The organism is Nostoc sp. (assembly GCF_036917935.1).
Lineage (GTDB): Bacteria > Cyanobacteriota > Cyanobacteriia > Cyanobacteriales > Nostocaceae > Nostoc.
In genome coordinates, this window is sequence record NZ_JBALEL010000049.1 from 33,265 (window position 1) to 53,684 (window position 20,420).

Here is a 20,420-nt window from a genome sequence, read left to right on the forward strand (position 1 = left end):
AAAAACTTGAACAACTCTCTGGAAAATAGTGATAACTGAAAATAGTAAATTCCTCAAAATCCGTTATTTCTAAAAATTGGCTTGGTAGGACTTAAATTTAATTTAGCGTAAAATATATGGGACAAGGTTTTTTGCAAATTGGCTTAACGCTGTGTATTGTCATAGCAATCACTCCATTATTCGGAAAATACATAGCGCGTGTCTTTTTGGGAGAAAGAACACTGCTTGATTTTTTAATGAACCCCATAGAGCGAAGTATGTTCGTATTTGCGGGTGTTCGCAGAAAAGATGACATGACGGGTTGGCAGTATATCCGGGCCATACTCTGTTGCAACACGGTCATGGCTATTTCCGTGTATTTTCTGATATATTTTCAGAGAATTTTACCCTGGAATCCAAACGGCTTCGGTGCGCCCAATTGGGATGTATTGCTGCATACAACGATTTCATTTGTAACGAATACCGATCAACAACACTATGCAGGTGAGACAACCTTAAGCTATTTTAGCCAGGTAGCGGCTTTAGGCTTTTTGATGTTCACCTCCGCAGCCACCGGGTTAGCCGTGGGAATTGCCTTTATTCGCGGGTTGACGGGTAGAGGATTGGGAAACTTTTATGTCGATCTTGTCCGTGGAATTACGCGAATATTGCTGCCGATTTCGATTATTGGAGCGATCGCTTTGCTAGTAGCAGGTGTACCACAAACATTAGCTGGGACTATGGATGTGACAACCTTAGAAGGCGGGACGCAATATCTGGCCAGAGGCCCGGTGGCATCCTTTGAAATGATCAAACTTTTGGGCGAGAACGGCGGCGGCTTTTTTGGCGTCAACTCAGCTCACCCTTTTGAAAATCCCAATGGCGCTTCTAACTTGATCGAAATGATCGCCATGATTTCTATACCGGCAGCCTTGATTTACACCTACGGTATATTTGCGAATAACATCAAACAAGCTTGGCTACTTTTTTGGATGGTGTTTGTGATTTTTGTAGTTCTGGTGGGAGTGACAGCTGTGGGAGAACTACAAGGTAATCCTCTGGTTAATAACGCCTTTGGATTAGAACAACCCAATTTAGAGGGTAAGGAAGTTAGATTTGGTTGGGCACAAACGGCATTTTGGGCAGTGATGACTACCGCTACTATGTCTGGTGCTGTGAATGGGATGCACGATTCTTTGATGCCGCAAGGAATATTTTCGACTCTCTTCAACTTATTTATCCAGGTTATCTGGGGTGGTCAGGGAACTGGAACAGCTTACTTATTTATTTACTTAATTCTCACAGTCTTCCTAACTGGACTAATGGCAGGACGCACCCCAGAGTTTTTAGGACGCAAAATTGAAAAGCCAGAAATCGTCCTCGCCAGCGTAGTGCTGTTGATTCACCCAATTCTAGTTTTGATTCCCAGTGCGATCGCCTTGGCTTATCCCATCTCCCTATCTGGAATTAGCAACTCTGGCTATCACGGCATTTCTCAAGTAGTTTATGAATACGCTTCAGCAGCAGCAAATAATGGTTCGGGTTTAGAGGGGTTGAGGGATAACACCCTGTGGTGGAACTTGAGTACTTTAGTTAGCCTAATCGGAGGACGCTACATTCCGATGATTGCCATCCTGCTGCTAGCTGACGGGATGTCTCGCAAACAACCAGTACAAGAAACCCCTGCTACCCTGAGAACTGATTCTCTGGTATTTACTAGTATCACGGCTGGAGTCACCCTGGTTTTGGGAGTCTTGACTTTCTTTCCCGTTCTGGCTTTAGGCCCCATAGCTGAGGGTTTGAAACTAGCATCTGGCAGTTAGAAAAGTTATGAGTTATAAGTTTGAAATTAAGAAAATATCAAAAAATAATTCAGGAGGCAGGAGGAAGGAGTAACCCAGACTTAAAAGTGTGAGATTCAAGCAAGAAAGGTTTATATCTTGCACTACACGTCTCGTACCAGTATCTGATTTTTGACTGGGTAATTACTTAGAAATAAAGTTTTAATTCATACTTCTTTCCTCCTGCCTTATCTGATAAATTATCTGGTTTCGTAGGATGCGTTACTAACGCATCCTACAGGTTGGATATTTTTTTATTAGAAGTTTCTATAACTCCTAACTCTTAACTTCTCACTCCTAAACTTTATTCATGAATCAAGTGGCAACTAACTTCAAAGCTAGACGCCCAAGTTCTCGTTCTGGCGATCGCCGTCAAGGACGTAAAAAGACCAGGGCAAGTAATAAGTGGCTGTACTTAAGAGCAATTAGGGATGCTTTTATCAAGCTCAACCCTAAGTATGTAATCAAAAATCCAGTGATCTTTGTGGTTTGGGTAGGGACAATCATCATCCTATTGCTAACGATTGATCCCAACCTATTTGGCCCAGCCCTTCAAAAGAACCCGCAACTTTTCAACGGCTTATTGTCGGGGATTTTATTCTTTACAGTTTGGGTTGCCAATTTTGCCGAAGCAGTGGCAGAAGGACGGGGTAAAGCCCAAGCCGATGCCTTGCGATTAATGAAGTTAGAGACGATCGCTAAAAAACTTGCTGCCGATGGCACACTTAGTGAAGTTTCATCCACCAACCTCAAACAGGGCGATACCATCTACGTCGTTGCTGGCGATATCATCCCCGCCGATGGCGAAGTAATCATGGGTGTTGCCTCAGTGGATGAATCGGCAATTACTGGGGAATCCGCACCAGTATTAAAAGAATCAGGCTCGGACGTTGCTAGTTCCGTCACTGGTGGAACGCGGATTATCTCCGATGAACTGATTATCCGTATTACTACTGACCCAGGCAAAGGCTTTATTGACCGGATGATTACTTTAGTAGAAGGGGCAGAACGTAGCAAAACACCCAATGAAATTGCCCTAACGGTATTGTTGGCAGTTCTCAGCTTAGTGTTTTTGTTAGTCGTAGTAACCTTGCCTGCACTTGCTTACTATGTCAACAGTCCAGTCAGCATCCCAATTTTGATTGCCCTATTAGTAGCGTTAATTCCTACCACCATTGGCGGCTTACTAAGTACCATCGGTATTGCTGGTATGGATCGAGTTGCCCAATTTAACGTCATTGCCACATCAGGACGAGCAGTCGAAGCCTGTGGTGATATCAACACTTTACTTCTGGACAAGACAGGTACAATTACCCTCGGCAACCGTCTGGCGGAAGAGTTTATTCCCCTCAACGGTTATTCAATGTCGGAAATTGCTAATGTCGCCTGGGCAGCTAGTGTCTTTGACAATACACCAGAAGGAAAATCCATTGTCCGACTGGCAGAAAAGTTGGGCGCAAGGTTTGATTTTGACTCCACTCAGGCAGAAGGAGTCAATTTTTCCGCCAAAACCCGGATGAGTGGCACAAACTTACCTGGTGGGTATGAGGCCAGAAAGGGAGCAGTAGAAGCCATTAAAGGATTTGTCCGTTCCCGCAACGGACGCGATACACCAGAATTGGATGCTGCCTACGAACGAGTTTCTCGCTTGGGAGGTACACCCCTAGCAGTCAGCCTAGATAACGAAATCTATGGGATCGTTTATCTCAAAGATATAGTTAAACCTGGTATTCGCGATCGCTTTGAGCAACTCCGACGGATGGGAGTGCGTACCATCATGCTAACTGGAGACAACCGAATTACAGCTTCTGTCATTGCCAAAGAAGCAGGGGTGGATGACTTCATTGCCGAAGCCACACCAGAAGACAAAATCAGTGTGATTAAAAAGGAACAAGCAGCAGGGAAACTGGTCGCTATGACCGGAGATGGAACTAACGATGCTCCAGCCTTAGCCCAAGCTAATGTCGGCGTCGCGATGAATACAGGAACACAAGCTGCCAAAGAAGCCGCCAACATGGTCGATTTGGACTCCGATCCCACAAAGCTGCTCGATATCATTAGTATTGGTAAACAATTGTTGATTACTCGCGGGGCATTGACGACATTTTCCATCGCTAATGATATTGCTAAATATTTTGCAATTATCCCAATGATATTTGTCGCGGCTAACCTGCAAAGCTTGAATATTATGAATTTGACTAGCCCTAAATCTGCTGTACTCTCAGCGCTGATTTATAATGCTTTGATTATTCCCGCTTTGATTCCCTTGGCTTTAAAGGGTGTCCGGTTTAGACCGCTGACAGCTAATCAGTTACTCCAACGCAATATCTTAATTTACGGCTTAGGTGGGGTGATTGCGCCGTTTATTGCCATTAAGTTGATTGATGTACTGATTACAGTTGTGGGCTTGGCTTAAGAGGATGTTTGAAAAGTATTAGGCAAATTATATTCACCAGGGCTAGTATATTTTGCGACTTTTCAAACATCCTCTCAGGACAGCAAAAGTAGAGACGCTGGGAAACGAGCGCATCTCGATCAAAGTAAAATAATAAACATTTTTACTTTTACCTGTTGAGAGGGGGAACAAGAAGAATATAAAGAAACATCGTTTTCACTCAGAACTACTTTGGCGATATCCTTTGTTTGGTCGCAATGGCATAAACAACATCTACCACTCGCTATTTTTATCCTGCTGTGCTTGAATGTGGTAACTGCCCCAGTTGTTTCTGCTGTTGCTAACAGCATCTTGGAACGTCCTGCTGGGTGGACAAAAGAATTAAAAATTAAAAATTAAAAATTAAATTCTAGGCGCAATTGGAAAACTTTTTATGGCTATTATTCGAGAAACCATCAGAGCAATTTTTATAACTCTAATGCTTTGGTTGTTGACTGCAATCATCTATCCTCTGATAATCCTTGTAGTCGGTCAAGTTTTTTTCCCTTATCAAGCTAACGGCAGCATCAGGCCGGGTCAAAATGGTGAACCAATTGGTTCAGCTTTGATTGGTCAAGTGTTCACATCTGAGCGATATTTCCATTCTCGTCCCAGTACTGTTAGATATAGCCAAGGCAAAAAAGCCAAGCCAACTGGCATATCTGGAGCTAGCAATCTCGCTGCCAGCAATCCAGAATTACTAAAACGGATTTTAGAAGAGGCAGATAAATTGCGAGAGGAAAATCTTCAACCGATAGCTGATATAATTTATACCTCTGGTTCTGGTTTAGATCCGCATATTTCCTTGAAAGCAGCACGGCAGCAATTGACGCGGGTTGCTGGTGCGCGGGGAGTAAAAGAAGATGAGATTTTACGTTTAATTAATAAGTATACTGATGACAGATTTTTATGGATTTTTGGCGAACCGGGAGTCAATGTTCTCCGATTGAATTATGCTCTTGACGTGCAAGATTTTTCTCGTCAGCCAAATTAGTAAATGGGCATTGGGCATGGGGAAAGCGCCGTTTTTCGATGAAATAGGCTTGCTATAGGAATCAATAATGAAATGTCAGATTATAGTAATACTGGTTCGGCTGGCACTACACCTTTAAATTCTCTAAGTTACTCGCTTTATCCGCCAGGACGGCGGGGCAAGCATAAAATCTTTATTGGTATGGCTCCTGGAGTAGGCAAAACCTATCGGATGCTAGAAGAGGCACATTCACTCAAACATGAAGGAATTGATGTCGTCATTGGGCTTTTGGAAACCCACGGGCGCAAGGAAACCGTCCAGAAGGCAAAGGGACTGGAGATTTTACCCCGCAAGCAATATCTTCGGGATGGGTTGATGCTAACGGATATGGATACAGATGCTATTTTAAAGCGATCGCCCCAATTAGTCTTAATCGATGAACTTGCTCATACCAATGTCCCTGGTTGCCCACGCGAAAAACGCTACGAAGATGTAGAAATAGTTTTGGCAGCAGGTATTGATGTCTACTCCACAATGAATGTGCAACATTTGGAAAGTCTCAATGACTTAGTAGCCCGAATTACAGGTGTGGTAGTCCGTGAGCGAGTTCCTGACAGGATTATGGATGATGCTGATGAAATTGTGGTAATAGATGTCACACCCGAAACGCTACAAGAACGGTTATTAGAAGGGAAGATTTATGCACCCCAAAAAATCCAACAATCCCTCGATAATTTTTTCCAACGCCGTAACCTGATTGCTTTGCGGGAGTTGGCTTTGCGGGAAGTAGCAGACAACGTGGAAGGAAATGCGATCGCCTCCACTCCCAACGGACAATCCTGTAATATTCATGAACGAGTTTTGGTATGTGTATCTACTTATCCCAACTCAGTGCAGCTGTTACGCCGGGGTGCGAGGCTGGCTAATTATATGAATGCCCCACTTTATACCTTGTTTGTTGCCGATCTAGAACGCTTCCTCACCAAGGAGGAAAGCCTACACATTGACACTTGTGAGAAACTCTGTAAAGAATTTGAAGGTACTTTTCTTCGTGTTACCAACAGTAACATCGCCAATGCGATCGCTGAAGTAGCAGAGAAATATCGGATCACCCAAATTGTTATTGGTGAAAGTCAGCGATCGCGCTGGCTTATGTTCCTCAAAGGATCTTTGACGCAAAAATTAGTCCGTTTGCTCAAAAATATCGATTTGCATATCATTTCCAGCGAAAAAATGGTTTCACCCAAATAGGGGATCAAATTTCCCCAAAAACCTCAGAAGTAAAGCTCCCATGCAGACCATAGGGGATATGATGCTTCAGATGTAGCCGTGCGATTACTCCTTTAGAAAAATCACTAGCATCTAAAATTACCAAATCTGAACGGTGATCAGCAGCATCATAAACCAAGGCTAATACCCAACCATCATCTTCCTTTTCAGAATCTGGGCGCGGGACAAAAATCGGTTCACCGACAAAACCACGGGGTGCAGCACTCCAAAGTTGTCTTTCAAGAGACTCTAAATCAATTTTTAGCAATGCTTGTAAGGGAGCATTACCAGTCTCTGCATGAGCCGCACCTATATATAGATATCGATAGGGGCGTCCCACATTCGCCGGATGTATGCTGGGAAATTCACAACAACGGCCATCAATCAATTCCCGCCGTACTATCCCATTCTTTAGATTCAGATAAAATCGCCAAAGTTGCCCAGGTGAAGAAGCTTCAAAATCAACTTGTCGAAAATCGCTTTTAGGTTCTACTTTTGGTAAATCTTGGTAGCAAATGGAGTCAATCAAAACTTCGTCTCCTACCTCAAAAGCATTAATGTGGTGGAAGACAAAACCCGACTGAGTTTCCAGAATTTTTATCTCTTCTTCCCCTTCTTTGGGGGTGCGGGGAATAATTAGAATTTGAGTTGGCTGATTTGGCTGGAATTTGATACATTCTCCCGCCGCACGTATTCCCAAGGCGAAAGGTATGGGATTGAATGTGACAGGATTTTGAAAGAAGATGCAGTAATTAGGAGTAATCACAAAATCGTGAATGAAACAAAAACCTGGAACCTTATGAGCGTGCTGTCTGACAATTTCACCCGCTGGGTTTAGCTCTAAAATAGTAATTGTGGTAGATAATCCTGGCTTAATTGAGAAATTTACCAGGCAAGATGCACCCCCATCTTGATCGCAATTATTTTCCAAACGGGGATGTGCCGCGAAAGGCTCACCTGCTGACAAAACACCATTAAAATATTCATTGCCCAAGGTTTCAAGAGTGTCAGGATCGAGGCGATGTGCTTCAGAACCTTCCCACAGTGCTAGCAATTTACCACCCCAATAGATAACATTTGTATTGGCGATATTTTTAAGTTTGAAGTCAAAGATATTCGCTAACCAACCGCCGGGTTTTTGAGTACCAAAAGTACCGCGATAGAGAATTTTTCCCGCCTCTTGCTCTGCCAAATAGCCAGTTGTGCGGACAAAGCGGTTGCGAAAATGAGCGCGGCCATTGCTGAAAGTAATTTTGCTAATCATCCCATCCCCATCAAATGGGTGATGAATAGACTGCCCATTCACATCCAGCAAACCGGGGCCATTTCTAAACAGCGTACCTTTTAACTCTTTGGGAATTTGTCCTTCTATATCATCAATCCAATAATCAAACTCTTCGGTGAGAGATTGATATCCTCCTTGCCAGCCTGCACGGGTGTAGGATTTTTCTGTAACTAAGCTCTCTGGAATTTTAAAATGCATATACTTGGTTTTTTGTTGTTATTTTGCACAAAAATATGTAGCCGCTCAAAATAATTTCTTTGCGGCTTTACTCAAACGGGAAGACATAGCACTGACTCGAATTAGGGTGAAATTTATGGCACTATTCCACTGTTTCCGACTTTGATTCTCTCAGTACCAACTCAGACATGAAATCAGGCGAAAATGATTGTTCCCCATTTTTGGGTGTCTCAGTTTGCTCATCAGCAGCAGGTAGCCATTTGATAAATGGTAGGGGTAACAGTGTGCTGAGGTTAGTAATTATCACCAAGAGCCAAAGTGAGTCAAAGTTCGTTCCGGTGATCCCCAGCCAATAGGTGATTAATGCCCCGGATGCATGGGAAACCGTTCCTGCTGAATTAAACACCGACATTAACAAGGCAAATAATGTCGCTTCCACACCAGAGGGACAAAGCCTTGCTGCTAGCACCATTACTTGCATAAAAACAATTTTCCCCATCACAGTGAGAATCAGGCTATCACCCAAACTAAACCAGTGGTCATCTATACCCAACAGTCTGTTTGTGTGAGTCACCAACAACAGCATCGTCATCCCCAAAATTGACGAAAGGACAGTACTCCAAGCAAAAATCACGCGAAAAGGGACGCTTTTGAGGAAACGTTGAAAAATCCAAACACCTGCTAAAGAAGCGAAACTTCCCACCAAGTTTACTCGCCCCAAAAATTCTGGTTCAAAGTGGAGTTCGTTAGTAGAGAAGTAGAAAAAGGCTGAGTCAGCATTTGGGGTAGCTTGCCAGATGAAGATAAATGCCGTTGGTAGCCAAATTGTTTTTTGGCTAATGGCTTGGCGTAGCTGCCCCAGTTGATGTTTTATTGGTAAAGAGTTGGTCTGATTACTATCTTGAGGATCTTTGCTAACGGGAGACTCAGCAATTAACCAAGCCACGCCTGAAACGATCAGCGGAAATAAAGCGGTAATCCCAAAGACGGTACGGGTAGTAAAATATTGAAGCAGCAGACCGCTAAAGTAGGCTGTTATTAAACCTCCGATCGCAGAAGCACCCCAGCAGAGAGATTGTAGTGAACCGGCTTTTGCTTGCGATTCGCCTCTGGCTCGTTCTACAACCAGCGAGTCAACTATCACATCACTCATGGCGACAGAAAGAGAACCAAGAGCGATCGCTAATGTCGCTGCCCAGCTAGTATCAACTATTGTGGCCAGACTCACCCAAGAAGCAGTTCCCAGTATCCCGGATAAAATCAAGTAAGGACGCCGACGATAGCCAAATATAGGCAAGCCATCAGAGATAAAACCAAACACTGGCTTGATCATCCAAGGTAGGAAGACAATTCCCAATAGCGCCGATACCTGGACTGGACTCAGCATTAGTTCATCTTTGAGAAAAAAGCTAACGGCTAGACGCGATAGCCCTAAAATTCCTTGGACAAAGTAAACGGTGAGAATTGCAATTAACTCCGCATTCGGTTCATTACCCAAGAAGAGTTTTTGTGTTAATGAGTCTTTGACCTTGGACAAGCCAGATGATTGCTCCACCATTCGATAAATATTTTATAAATTTTATTTACTTTTCTATCATATCGATTCTTCGGAGGTGGGTTTTTTGTAACCTTTCTCGTTTTGTTTATTGTTTGAGTATTATTTAAGGCTTTACTAACAAATTTCTCTCTTCTAGGAAGACATTCTCGTTCCTGAACGGCTGGATATCTAATCTCGCATTGCCTTTGAATTTGGTACATCGAACACAGTTTCATCCACTGGGATGATTCGCACCTGTGAGTTGTCTCAAAAGACACATACAGCGGATTTAAAGTCAGTGAAGTACATAAGCTAAGTCTCAAAGCCAGCTATAAAGCCTGTTTTACTTCAGAATTCTGCTGTATAAACAAACTGGAGTTACTGATTTGGGAACAATAAATTCAGAAATCACCAGGATTTAGCAGCATGATCAGCACTCTTGTCAGTATTCCCGGATACTACATAACGAAACAAATCTACAATGGTTCCAGAACCATAGTTTATCGTGGGTATCGAGAAACTGACTCATTACCTGTAGTGATTAAACTGCTGAAAAGTTCATATCCCAGTTTCAGCGAGCTGTTGCAGTTTCGCAATCAGTACACAATTGCCAAAAATCTCAACTCATCTGCGATCGTCCAAACCTATAGTTTGGAGGCGTATCAAAATGGTTATGCTTTGCTGATGGAAGATTTTGGCGGGGTTTCTCTCAAAGATTACTTTACTGATTACCAGACGCCAGACATCGGATCTTTACAAGAGTTTTTACAAATAGCGATCGCTCTGTGTAATGCCTTAGATATTCTAATTCGTAATCGGATCATTCATAAAGATATTAAACCCGCTAATATTTTAATTAATCCAGAAACTAAAGAAGTTAAGTTAATTGACTTTAGTATTGCATCTCTGCTGCCACGGGAAACTCAAATCTTGATGAGTCCTAATGTGCTAGAAGGGACACTCGGCTATTTATCTCCAGAGCAAACTGGACGCATGAATCGGGGAATTGATTACCGGACTGATTTTTATTCTCTGGGTGTAAGTTTTTACGAGTTACTAACAGGGCAATTACCATTTAAATCGCACGATCCGATGGAATTGGTACATTGTCATATTGCCAAACTTCCGCCTTTAGTACACGAGATTAATCTGCAAATTGCGTCTGTACTCTCATCTATTGTCAGCAAACTGATGGCGAAAAATGCCGAAGACCGCTATCAGAGTGCATTCGGGCTGAAATATGATTTAGAAAATTGTTTGGCTCAACTCAAGGAAACGGGTAAGATTGCAAGTTTCCCAATTGCTCAACGAGATGTGTGCGATCGCTTTATTATCCCAGAAAAACTCTATGGTCGTGAGCATGAAGTTGAAACTCTGCTAAAAGCATTTGACCGCATTACCAACAATCAGACGGAACTAATGCTAGTGGCTGGTTTTTCTGGTATTGGTAAAACTGCCTTAGTCAACGAGGTTCATAAACCCATTGTCCGACAGAGGGGCTACTTCATCAAAGGCAAATTTGACCAATTTAATCGTAATATTCCCTTCTTTGCTTTTGTGCAAGCGTTTCGAGACTTAATGGGGCAATTGCTGAGTGAAAGTGATGCCCAATTGTCAACTTGGAAAAATAAAATTTTACAAGTGCTGAGTGAGCAGGGGCAAGTCATTCTTGAGGTAATTCCCGAACTAGAACAAATTATTGGTCAACAACCACCTGCAACCGAACTTTCACCCAGTGCAGCCCAGAATCGGTTTAATTTACTGTTTCAAAAGTTCATTCAGGTATTCACCACAAAAGAACATCCATTAGTAATTTTCCTTGATGATTTGCAGTGGGCTGATTCTACATCACTCAAATTGATCCAGTTGCTGATGAACGAGTCTGGAAGTGGAGCTTTACTTTTAATTGGAGCTTATCGGGATAATGAAGTTTCTGCTGCTCATCCATTGATGTTGACATTAGATGAAATTGCCAAAGCCAATGCTACCATTAACAAAATTACATTAGCTCCCCTGAGTGAACCCAGTTTAAATCAACTGGTTGCTGATACCCTAAGTTGTTCACTAGAAACTACAGAAAAACTCACACAATTGGTTTATCAGAAAACCAAGGGCAATCCATTTTTCAGTACGCATTTTTTCAAAGCCCTGCATCAAGATCAACTAATTAAATTTGATTTAGATAGCGAAAGTTGGCAGTGTGATATTGCCCACTTGAAGGTGTTAGCCCTGACAGATGATGTGGTTGATTTTATGGTGTTACGGTTGCGAAAATTGCCAGAACCAACGCAGGATGTTTTGAAATTAGCGGCTTGTATTGGTAATCAATTTGATTTGGCAACATTGGCAATTGTTTCAGAAAATTCCGAAACCGAAACAGCAACAGACCTCTGGAAAGCATTACAAGAGGGATTAATCCTGCCACAAAGTGAAGTTTACAAATTCTATGTCGGGCGGGAAACACAGGATTTAGTACAAAGTTCGCTAACTGTAAACTATAAATTTTTACACGATCGCGTTCAACAAGCGGCTTATGCGTTAATCCCAGAGTCAAAAAAGCAATCCATCCATCTGCAAATTGGACAACTATTATTAAGCAAAATACCGATTAAAAAGCAGGGAGAGAGAATTTTTGAGATTGTTAATCAGTTGAATATTGGTGTAAATCTAATCACTCACCAGTCTGACCGAAATCAATTAGCACAGTTAAATTTGCTAGCTGGGCAAAAAGCCAAACAATCCACTGCTTATAGTAATACAATGGAATATATTAGTTGCGGGATTCAGCTATTGACAACAGATAGCTGGCAACAACAATATTCACTCACCTTATCCTTGTATGAAGAAGCTGCTTCGGCAGCATATTTTATGGGTCAATTTGACCAGGTAGAAGAGTTTGTTAGGCAAGTGCAACACCATGCTAACGTCTTACTAGATCAGGTGAAATCGATTGAAATTCAAATCCAATCTTATTTAGCTCAGAGTCGATTTGATGATTCGATTCGGACTGCGATCGCACTGCTAAATCTCTTAGGTATCAAACTATCTCATCAAGCAAATAAAACACAAACATTTCTCAGTTTAGCCCAAACAAAATTGCGACTTTTAGGTAAATCTCCTTTAAATTTGATTGATTTACCTAATATGACGGGGGACAAACAACTGGCAGCAATCAGAATTTTAGCTAGTACGAATTCAACAGCTTATATTGGTCGTCCAGATTTACTGCCACAAATCATTTTGAGCGAAGTCCATTTATCGATGCAGTACGGCAATGCGGCAGCATCTGCATTTGGCTATGCCTGGTATGGATTGATTGAGTGTGGAATTCTGGGAAATATTCAGACGGGTTATGAATTTGGTCAATTAGCATTACAAGTTCTCGAAAAATTCCATAGCAAGGAATTCAAAGCTAGAACCTTCTTCATTGTTCAAACATTTATTAATCACTGGCATCAACCCCTTAAAGACACAATTACACCGTTAATCGAAGCCTATCAAGTGGGTTTAGAAACCGGAGATATTGAATATGCTGCTTGGGCTAGCTATAGCTGTAGCTTTCATGGATACTTTATGGGGCAGGAATTGACTGAGTTAGAAAAACAGATGGGTGACTATGCTGAAGTCTACAGCCATTTTAGACAAGAAAAACCTCACACATATATTAATTCATTTCGTCAAGCCATCTTGAATTTGTTGGGATCTAATAATCCCAGTTACTTATCAGGTGCTGTTTATGATGCCCAAACTATTCGCCCCTTACAAGAGCAAGCAAACGATCGCACTGGATTGTGCTTTAGCTATGCTAATGAATTGATACTTTGCTACCTGTTTGAAAATTATACCAGAGCATCTGAGGCAGCAATTAATGCAATAACCTATTTAGATGGAGTAACATCGGCGGCAGTTGTACCAATAGTTTATTTTTATCAGGCGCTAACCCAACTAATTCTCTATCCAACATCAACGGCTACTGAGCAAAAACAGATTATTAAAAAAGTAAAGTCCCATCAGAAAAAGCTGAAAAAATGGGCGCATCATACCCCAAGAAATCATCAACACAAATTTTATTTAGTCGAAGCAGAACGGCATCGGATTTTGCTACAAAAAAACAAAGCAATGGAATTGTACGATCGCGCCATAACTCTAGCTAAAGAAAACGAATATATCCAAGAAGAAGCCTTGAGCAATGAACTAGCTGCCAAGTTCTACCTCGACTGGGGCAAAGAAAAAATTGCTCAAGTTTACATGCAAGAAGCTTATTATTGCTATGCCCGTTGGGGTGCTAAAGCTAAAATCCAGGACTTAGAAAAACGCTATCCTCAACTCTTGGCTCCCATCTTACAACAGCAACTTAATCGCTTTAAACTGAGTTCAAGCGTCGATAGATTATCATTTGCAAATCAAACCATCCACACAAACCTTTGTAGCAGCAATATTTATGAAGCCCTCGATTTGGCCACCATCTTTAAAGTCTCCCAAGCTCTCTCCAGTGAAATTCAATTAGAGCAATTACTCACTACGCTTTTGCAAGTGGTGATGGAAAATACTGGGGCACAAAAAGCGACGCTGCTTATACTCCAACAGGACAACTTAATGGTTGAAGCCGTAGCTACCATCAATGAAGGAGTCACCCTACTATCTGTACCATTGTCAACCAGCGAAGGCATTCCCATTACACTGGTGAACTTTGTCAAACACAGCTTAAAAACTGTTGTGCTGGATGATGCAACAGCACAAACTGATTTTATCGCCGATCCATATTTCATACAGCAACAACCTAAGAGTGTCTTGTGTACGCCGATATTAAATCAGGGTAAAATCATTGGGCTGCTATATTTAGAAAATCCGCTGACAATTGGTGCATTTACTCGCGATCGCACCGAAGTTATCCAACTGCTATGCACCCAAGCCGCCATCTCTCTAGAAAATGCCCGTCTTTATCAAGAATACCAGAATTATGCCCATCAACTAGAGCGATCGCTGCAAGAACTTGAGCAAGCCCAATTACAAATGGTACAAAATGAAAAAATGGCAACCTTGGGTAATTTGGTTGCAGGTGTGGCACATGAAATTAATAATCCGATTGGATTTCTCGAAGGCAGTCTCCACAATGCCGAAGAGTATACTCAAGACTTACTCGCCCATATCCAATTAATTAAACAACATCATCCCACTCCTGCTTTGGCAGTCATTGAGCATGGTGAAAAAATTGACCTAGAATTCCTGATTGCAGATTTACCAAAGCTAGTAAGTTCGATGAAAATGGCTTCGGAACGAATTATAGACATTAGTAACAGTCTCCGCACCTTCTCCAGAGCCGATACAGCCGAAAAAGTTGCTTGTAACCTCCATGAAGGGATTGAGAGTACGCTAATGATTTTGAAGTATCGGCTTAAAGCTAACGAAAAACGTCCAGCGATCGAAGTCATCACCAAATACGGAAAATTACCATTAGTTGAGTGCTTTTTAGGACAGCTAAATCAAGTATTTATGAACATCCTCGCAAATGCAATTGATGTCTTCGATACATCCATTGAAGGGCGTTCTTTTGCTCAAGTGGAAACCGAACATCAGCAAATACTGATTCACACCGAAGTATCCAGTGACCAACGCACGGTAACAATTTGCATCATAGATAACGGTCATGGGATGCCAGAGGAGATTAGAGCAAGGATCTTTGACCACCTATTTACAACAAAACAGGTTGGGAAAGGAACGGGATTAGGATTAGCCATCGCTCGTCAAATTGTTGAGGAAACCCATGATGGGCGGTTGAGTTGCAATTCTGTACTTGGTGAAGGAACAGAATTTGTCATTGAAATTCCAGTGTTTTAGCTTAAATGAAAATTCATATCCCACTCGAAGGGCGGTGTGGGATAAATTTTTGGGTAATTACCAGAGGTTCCACTGCTTTTCTGAGAGAGTGCCTTCTGGCGATCGCACATATAGCGTTGAAAATCGCTCCGAGAATGCGGGTGCGATCGTACCCTTATAGTTAGCGTTGCCAGAATAAAATAGCGCCGAATCGATTATTTAATACGTCTTCATTCCCTGGCGACTGTTATTTTTAATAAAAATCTATTTTTGTTCCAAATCTACCAATATGTCCAGTTTCAGATCCACCGTCCTCAGTAGTTTCTGTGCGATGTCTACGACGGGCTACGCCTACACCACGGGGGTCTGTTTGCAGGAGATATTTACCCCCAAGTAGTTCTTGATAACGTGCCAATACTCCAGTGCGATCGCTTTCAACTCCGACAAATCGCCGTCAAAACCTTGCTGCATAACCCCAGGTTTGAAAAACTCTTACAGCTTGCTTGTCTACTAGCGGGACGACACGCTACACCAGCATCTCAAACAACTGTTTAGCTGCTGCATTTTGAGCGTTAGTGGCTATCAAGACATGAAGAATACATAAAGATAAGTACTGACATTATACTCATCGGCAAATAATGTGAAGAGTATGCAAAGATATGTCTTTAAGTATGGACATCTCAGTAAATATTCAGATATGGTTACTAAAGTGTTATTTAGATGTTCTCTATTTTTAAGCTCCATACCCACGGGCAATAGCTCACAACGACTGCATAAAAGTTCTTTCCCTATTGGAAGTGAATTACTCTCTATTTTGACGACAGTAGGGCTTACGTTTTGATAAAAAAATATGAAGTGTGGGTTTTAGGCATTCAAGCTTGATTTTTCGACGCTTTGTCAGTGATGGCTGGGTTGAGCTGCGGATCAAGGATGATAAAAAAAGCGTGAAACCATGTGTTTTCCTAAACACACGCTCATAAATCTTTACAGTGGTTAAGACTTAGAGGATGAATGAACAAGTCCTGTTGTTGGTAGCAAAAAGTTTTAGATCCCCCTAAATCCCCCGATAAATTGGGGGACTTTAAGAAGTTTTCCCCCCTTCTTAAGCAGGGCTAGGGGGGATAAAGATGTGCTGAAAATCACAGCTAACCACTTTTAAAACAACCTCTTAGATAGTCCTAACTAGCCATTATTAACGCGTACACAAATAACGGATGAAAAAGGCAATAGGGAATAGGTAAATAATTTAACTTTGAACCTCCTGCCTCCTGCCTTTTTCAAGTCAGTTAGATCAGTCCTACTTACAAGCTCATCAATAAGGTAAATCTTCGGGAAAATTGCTAGCCCTCAAGGGCGACATAAAAGTATGTCGAAAGCGTTAACTCTCGGCGATTTCGGTGTGTCCTTTAACAACATTAACAACAAGTTAATAGCTGAAATTACTCAAAAAAATCGATTCAGGAAGGTAAAAGTTATGGTGAATATCATTGGAACCAACGGTAAGGATACTCTACTGGGTAGTCAGGGCGCGGATACAATTAACGCTAAAGTGGGAGATGATACCATCGATGGCAAAGATGGCAACGACCTTTTAAGCGGTGATGCCGGAAATGATACCCTCATTGGTGGTGCGGGCAATGATACTCTCCTTGGTGGTACGGGTAACGACTCCCTCCGTGGTGGTACGGGTAACGACTCCCTCCGTGGTGGTACTGGTAATAACCTGCTGCGGGGTGATGAGGGAAATGATACCCTTGATGCTTCCTATTCTTCTGGAAATAACATCCTCAGTGGAGATGCAGGGGATGACTACCTTGATATTAGCTACTCTACTGGCAACAATACGGTTTCAGGCAAAGACGGCGATGATTCCTTCTACGCAGATGAAGTTCAGGGTAGAAATACTTTAAATGGAGGCGCTGGTAATGATGTCTTCTATTTGTCCGCCTCAAAAACTTCCCCCGCTTCCTTAACGACTCAAAGCGTAAATGGAGAAACAGGTGAGGATTACTTATCTGTATATTACACCAGTGCTACCAGGGGAATCACTTCGAGTTTTGATGCTGCTACTAACACTGGCTCGATTAGGGCTGGCACAAATCGGGTTAACTACAACAATATCGAACGATTAGAAATTAGAGGTACAACCTACGCTGACTTTATTGTCGGCAGCAATGGCAACGATTTACTCTTCGGAGGCAGTAGTGGCAATGATTTAAGTTATGGCAATGATACGATTTTTGGTGGTGTTGGTAACGATTACTTAAATGTTAATTATTCCACCAGCGATAACATCCTGAACGGTGGTGTTGGTAACGATCAATTAAGTGCTGATTCTTCAACAGGTAATAACCTGCTCTCTGGGGGCGATGGCAATGATAATCTCTCAGCGTCTAACACAAATGGCAATAACACCCTCAACGGTGGTGTTGGTGACGATCAATTAAATGCTAACTATTCAACAGGCGATAACATCCTCAATGGAGGGGCTGGCAATGATTCTCTTAGTGGCTCTCGCTACTACGACTATTCCGCCTCTTTTACCCCCGGCAATAACACTCTCAATGGTGGTGCTGGTGACGATGAATTGAGTGTTAACTATTCAACGGGCGATAACATCCTCAATGGGGGCGATGGTAATGATTCTTTCTTTGCCTCTGGCTACTACGACGACAAAAAAGCCTATGGCACGTTTGGTAATAACATTTTCAATGGAGGGGATGGTAATGATTCCTTCTCTTTCGTCCTATATACTTCCCCACCTTCCTTAGCGACTCAAACAGTAGATGGGGGGACAGGTGACGATTTGTTGAGCGTTTCGTATATCTATCCTAGTCAGGGAATCACTTCAACTTTTAATGCTGCTACTAACACTGGCTCGATTAGCGTGGGCACGGATCTGATTAATTACAAGAATATCGAAGGATTACATATCTCAGGTACAGTCTACAATGACTTGATTGTGGGGAGCAATGGTAACGATACCATCTCGCTCTACGGAAGTAGTAGTGGCAATGATACTATCGATGGGGGGAGAGGTGATGATTTATTGGAAGCCTATTATTCCGATAATTCTACCGGGGGTGAGGGAATCACTTCGACATTCAATGCTGCTACTAACACTGGCTCGATTACATCAGGCACGAATCAGGTTAGCTACAAAAATATTGAACGATTAAATATCTCAGGTACAGCCTACGATGACTTGATTGTGGGGGGCAATGGTAACGATACACTCAACGGGGGCGATCGCGGCAACGATACCATAGATGGAGGGAGAGGTGACGATTTGTTGTCCTTCTATAACTATTCTATCAGCCAGGGAATCACAACGACATTCAATGCTGCTACTAACACTGGTTCGATTACAGCAGGCCCAAATCAGGTTAGCTATAAGTTTATCGAACAATTAAATATCTCAGGTACAGACTACGATGATTTGATTGTAGGGAGCAATGGCAACGATACCCTCGCTGGGGGACGTGGAAATAACACAATTCTCGGCGGTGCAGGTGAGGATTACTTGAGTGCTGACTATTCAAATGGTAATAATTCGCTCTCTGGTGGTGATGATAATGATTCTCTTAACGTCTCTGGCTCCTACGATGACTACCGAGGCAATTTCTATCTCGATGCTATTTCTGGCAATAACACCCTCAATGGTGGCGCTGGTGACGATAACTTAGTTACTAACTATTCATCAGGCAATAACCTACTAAATGGGGGCAATGGCAATGATACTCTTACAGCCGCTGGTTCAGCCTCCTTATATTCCTTATACGGAGCTTATACTGTCTCTGGTAATAACACGCTCAATGGTGGTGCTAATGACGATCGCTTGATTGTTGACTATTCATCAGGCAATAATCTACTGGATGGAGGCGATGGTAATGATACTCTTACAGCCTCTGGTGCTTCTGGTAACAACACCTTCAAAGGTGGCAAAGGTAATGATAACCTCTATGGAGGAGCTGGTACTGATACCTTTATTTTCAATAGTTTCAATGAAGGCGTTGATAATATTTATAACTTCAACGCGACTAATGAACTGATTCGGGTGTCGGCTGCTGGTTTTGGCGGGTTATCAACAGGTTTACTCTCAGCTAGCTCTTTTACCCTTGGAGCATCTGCAACAACGAGCAATCAGCGATTTATCTATAACAACACTACAGGTGCGCTATATTTTGACCAAGATGGCAGTGCGGGCGGATTTACTCAGGTAAAATTTGCACAACTATCTGGTGGAGTGTCACTAACCGAAAACAACTTCCTAGTTGTTTAATTCTCAACCCCACAGTCAAATAGAAATCTTCAGAATGGGAGGTGCTATATAGCGGTTCTCGCTTAAGTGAGGTACAAGAACCCCACCCCCAACCCCCTCCCCGCAAGCGAGGAGGGGACTATGATGTACCTCATGTGATTAGGAAACGCTATATTAAGCACCTCCCATTCGATTCATTAATGGAATTATTAAGCCACGCGGTAAAATAATTACTCTAATCAGTGCAAATGGCGAGGCGATGTGCTACCGCCCCGCTTTGCTAACGCGTTCCGTTCCCCGCAAAGAGCAACTAGCTGCCCATTTACTGCAAGAGCGATCGCTTGTAAATTATTGATAGACCCACAAAAAGCATTAAATTGAGTATATCTATGCAGTTTAAATATAAGCTCTACAAGTGTGGTATCCAGAAAAAAAAGCCAGTCAGATTGCTCAAGTCCTGAAGAATCAGCAGAGAGCCAAAGCAGCTTTAGTACTGCATCAAACCTGCAAAGTATGCCCAATAAAGAAACTTGAGGAAAGAAAATAAGATGCTAAAAAATAGTATAAACCAAGACTTTATCCGGCCGGAAGAAGCAATTCATCGCTATATTCAGGCATCTGAGCAAAGTAACATGGATAGCATTGCTATTGAAACTGATGAGATAAGCAAGAACTCTTTGTCTGTAAAAGATATTACTACTGATTTAGACATTCAGAGTTATTCAGGTAAATGGTCATCCAATTTATAACGATCATCCACTTCTAAGCTTCTGTGATCCTGAACATCACTTAAGCCATGCTCAATAAATGTGTCTAAAATTACTAGCGCTTCTTCTATATTCATTTG

General features: G+C 42.2%; 13 protein-coding genes. 10 read left to right on the plus strand and 3 right to left on the minus strand.

The genetic code is table 11. From position 1 onward, the window contains the following. Window positions 1-116: 116 nt before the first annotated feature. The 5 genes from kdpA (at window position 117) to V7K62_RS20520 (ending at window position 6,478) form a co-directional block, all read left to right on the plus strand. Entirely contained in the window at window positions 117-1,802 is a 1,686-nt protein-coding gene (kdpA, locus tag V7K62_RS20500; protein ID WP_334867239.1) for a potassium-transporting ATPase subunit KdpA, read from the plus strand. Between the two features lie 328 nt (window positions 1,803-2,130). Beyond that, window positions 2,131-4,236, plus strand: coding sequence for a potassium-transporting ATPase subunit KdpB (gene kdpB / locus V7K62_RS20505; RefSeq protein WP_334867241.1), 2,106 nt, complete (start codon window positions 2,131-2,133; stop codon window positions 4,234-4,236). A 210-nt stretch (window positions 4,237-4,446) separates the two neighbouring features. Beyond that, window positions 4,447-4,614, plus strand: a complete 168-nt coding sequence (locus V7K62_RS20510; RefSeq protein WP_334867243.1) for a hypothetical protein — start codon at window positions 4,447-4,449, stop codon at window positions 4,612-4,614. Between the two features lie 34 nt (window positions 4,615-4,648). Beyond that, entirely contained in the window at window positions 4,649-5,248 is a 600-nt protein-coding gene (kdpC, locus tag V7K62_RS20515; protein WP_334867245.1) for a K(+)-transporting ATPase subunit C, read from the plus strand. 72 nt (window positions 5,249-5,320) lie between these two features. Continuing rightward, a complete protein-coding gene (locus V7K62_RS20520) occupies window positions 5,321-6,478 on the plus strand; it encodes a universal stress protein (RefSeq protein WP_334867247.1) in 1,158 nt (385 codons plus the stop codon). Between the two features lie 4 nt (window positions 6,479-6,482). Here V7K62_RS20520 and V7K62_RS20525 read toward each other — a convergent pair whose 3' ends face one another. Then, window positions 6,483-7,979, minus strand: coding sequence for a carotenoid oxygenase family protein (locus V7K62_RS20525; RefSeq protein WP_334867249.1), 1,497 nt, complete (start codon window positions 7,977-7,979; stop codon window positions 6,483-6,485). A 121-nt stretch (window positions 7,980-8,100) separates the two neighbouring features. After that, window positions 8,101-9,516, minus strand: a complete 1,416-nt coding sequence (locus tag V7K62_RS20530) for a folate/biopterin family MFS transporter (RefSeq protein ID WP_334867251.1) — start codon at window positions 9,514-9,516, stop codon at window positions 8,101-8,103. A gap of 405 nt (window positions 9,517-9,921) precedes the next feature. On the opposite strand from V7K62_RS20530, the gene V7K62_RS20535 reads away from it, so the two are divergent. Continuing rightward, on the plus strand, window positions 9,922-15,333 hold the full coding sequence (locus V7K62_RS20535; protein WP_334867253.1) for a trifunctional serine/threonine-protein kinase/ATP-binding protein/sensor histidine kinase: 5,412 nt from the start codon (window positions 9,922-9,924) through the stop codon (window positions 15,331-15,333). A gap of 5 nt (window positions 15,334-15,338) precedes the next feature. Next, a complete protein-coding gene (locus V7K62_RS20540; protein ID WP_334867255.1) occupies window positions 15,339-15,497 on the plus strand; it encodes a hypothetical protein in 159 nt (52 codons plus the stop codon). A 68-nt stretch (window positions 15,498-15,565) separates the two neighbouring features. Here V7K62_RS20540 and V7K62_RS20545 read toward each other — a convergent pair whose 3' ends face one another. Then, on the minus strand, window positions 15,566-15,727 hold the full coding sequence (locus V7K62_RS20545) for a hypothetical protein (protein ID WP_334867257.1): 162 nt from the start codon (window positions 15,725-15,727) through the stop codon (window positions 15,566-15,568). Here V7K62_RS20545 and V7K62_RS20550 point away from each other — a divergent pair. The 3 genes from V7K62_RS20550 (at window position 15,721) to V7K62_RS20560 (ending at window position 20,322) form a co-directional block, all read left to right on the plus strand. Beyond that, window positions 15,721-15,867, plus strand: coding sequence for a hypothetical protein (locus V7K62_RS20550; RefSeq protein ID WP_334867259.1), 147 nt, complete (start codon window positions 15,721-15,723; stop codon window positions 15,865-15,867). The two genes, V7K62_RS20545 and V7K62_RS20550, sit on opposite strands and share 7 nt — an antisense overlap. Before the next feature lie 919 nt (window positions 15,868-16,786). Then, window positions 16,787-19,594: a beta strand repeat-containing protein gene (locus tag V7K62_RS20555; RefSeq protein WP_334867261.1), complete on the plus strand. Its 2,808-nt coding sequence runs from the start codon at window positions 16,787-16,789 to the stop codon at window positions 19,592-19,594. A 527-nt stretch (window positions 19,595-20,121) separates the two neighbouring features. Then, entirely contained in the window at window positions 20,122-20,322 is a 201-nt protein-coding gene (locus V7K62_RS20560) for a hypothetical protein (protein ID WP_334867263.1), read from the plus strand. Window positions 20,323-20,420 lie beyond the last annotated feature (98 nt).

What these genes read in the sequence shown, in the direction of transcription:
- kdpA (WP_334867239.1), top strand. Translation starts at nt 117, where the DNA reads ATGGGACAAGGTTTTTTGCAAATTGGCTTAACGCTGTGTATTGTCATA.
- kdpB (WP_334867241.1), top strand. Translation starts at nt 2,131, where the DNA reads ATGAATCAAGTGGCAACTAACTTCAAAGCTAGACGCCCAAGTTCTCGT.
- kdpC (WP_334867245.1), top strand. Translation starts at nt 4,649, where the DNA reads ATGGCTATTATTCGAGAAACCATCAGAGCAATTTTTATAACTCTAATG.
- V7K62_RS20520 (WP_334867247.1), top strand. Translation starts at nt 5,321, where the DNA reads ATGTCAGATTATAGTAATACTGGTTCGGCTGGCACTACACCTTTAAAT.
- V7K62_RS20525 (WP_334867249.1), bottom strand. Translation starts at nt 7,979, where the DNA reads ATGCATTTTAAAATTCCAGAGAGCTTAGTTACAGAAAAATCCTACACC.
- V7K62_RS20530 (WP_334867251.1), bottom strand. Translation starts at nt 9,516, where the DNA reads ATGGTGGAGCAATCATCTGGCTTGTCCAAGGTCAAAGACTCATTAACA.
- V7K62_RS20535 (WP_334867253.1), top strand. Translation starts at nt 9,922, where the DNA reads ATGATCAGCACTCTTGTCAGTATTCCCGGATACTACATAACGAAACAA.
- V7K62_RS20540 (WP_334867255.1), top strand. Translation starts at nt 15,339, where the DNA reads ATGAAAATTCATATCCCACTCGAAGGGCGGTGTGGGATAAATTTTTGG.
- V7K62_RS20555 (WP_334867261.1), top strand. Translation starts at nt 16,787, where the DNA reads ATGGTGAATATCATTGGAACCAACGGTAAGGATACTCTACTGGGTAGT.
- V7K62_RS20560 (WP_334867263.1), top strand. Translation starts at nt 20,122, where the DNA reads ATGCTAAAAAATAGTATAAACCAAGACTTTATCCGGCCGGAAGAAGCA.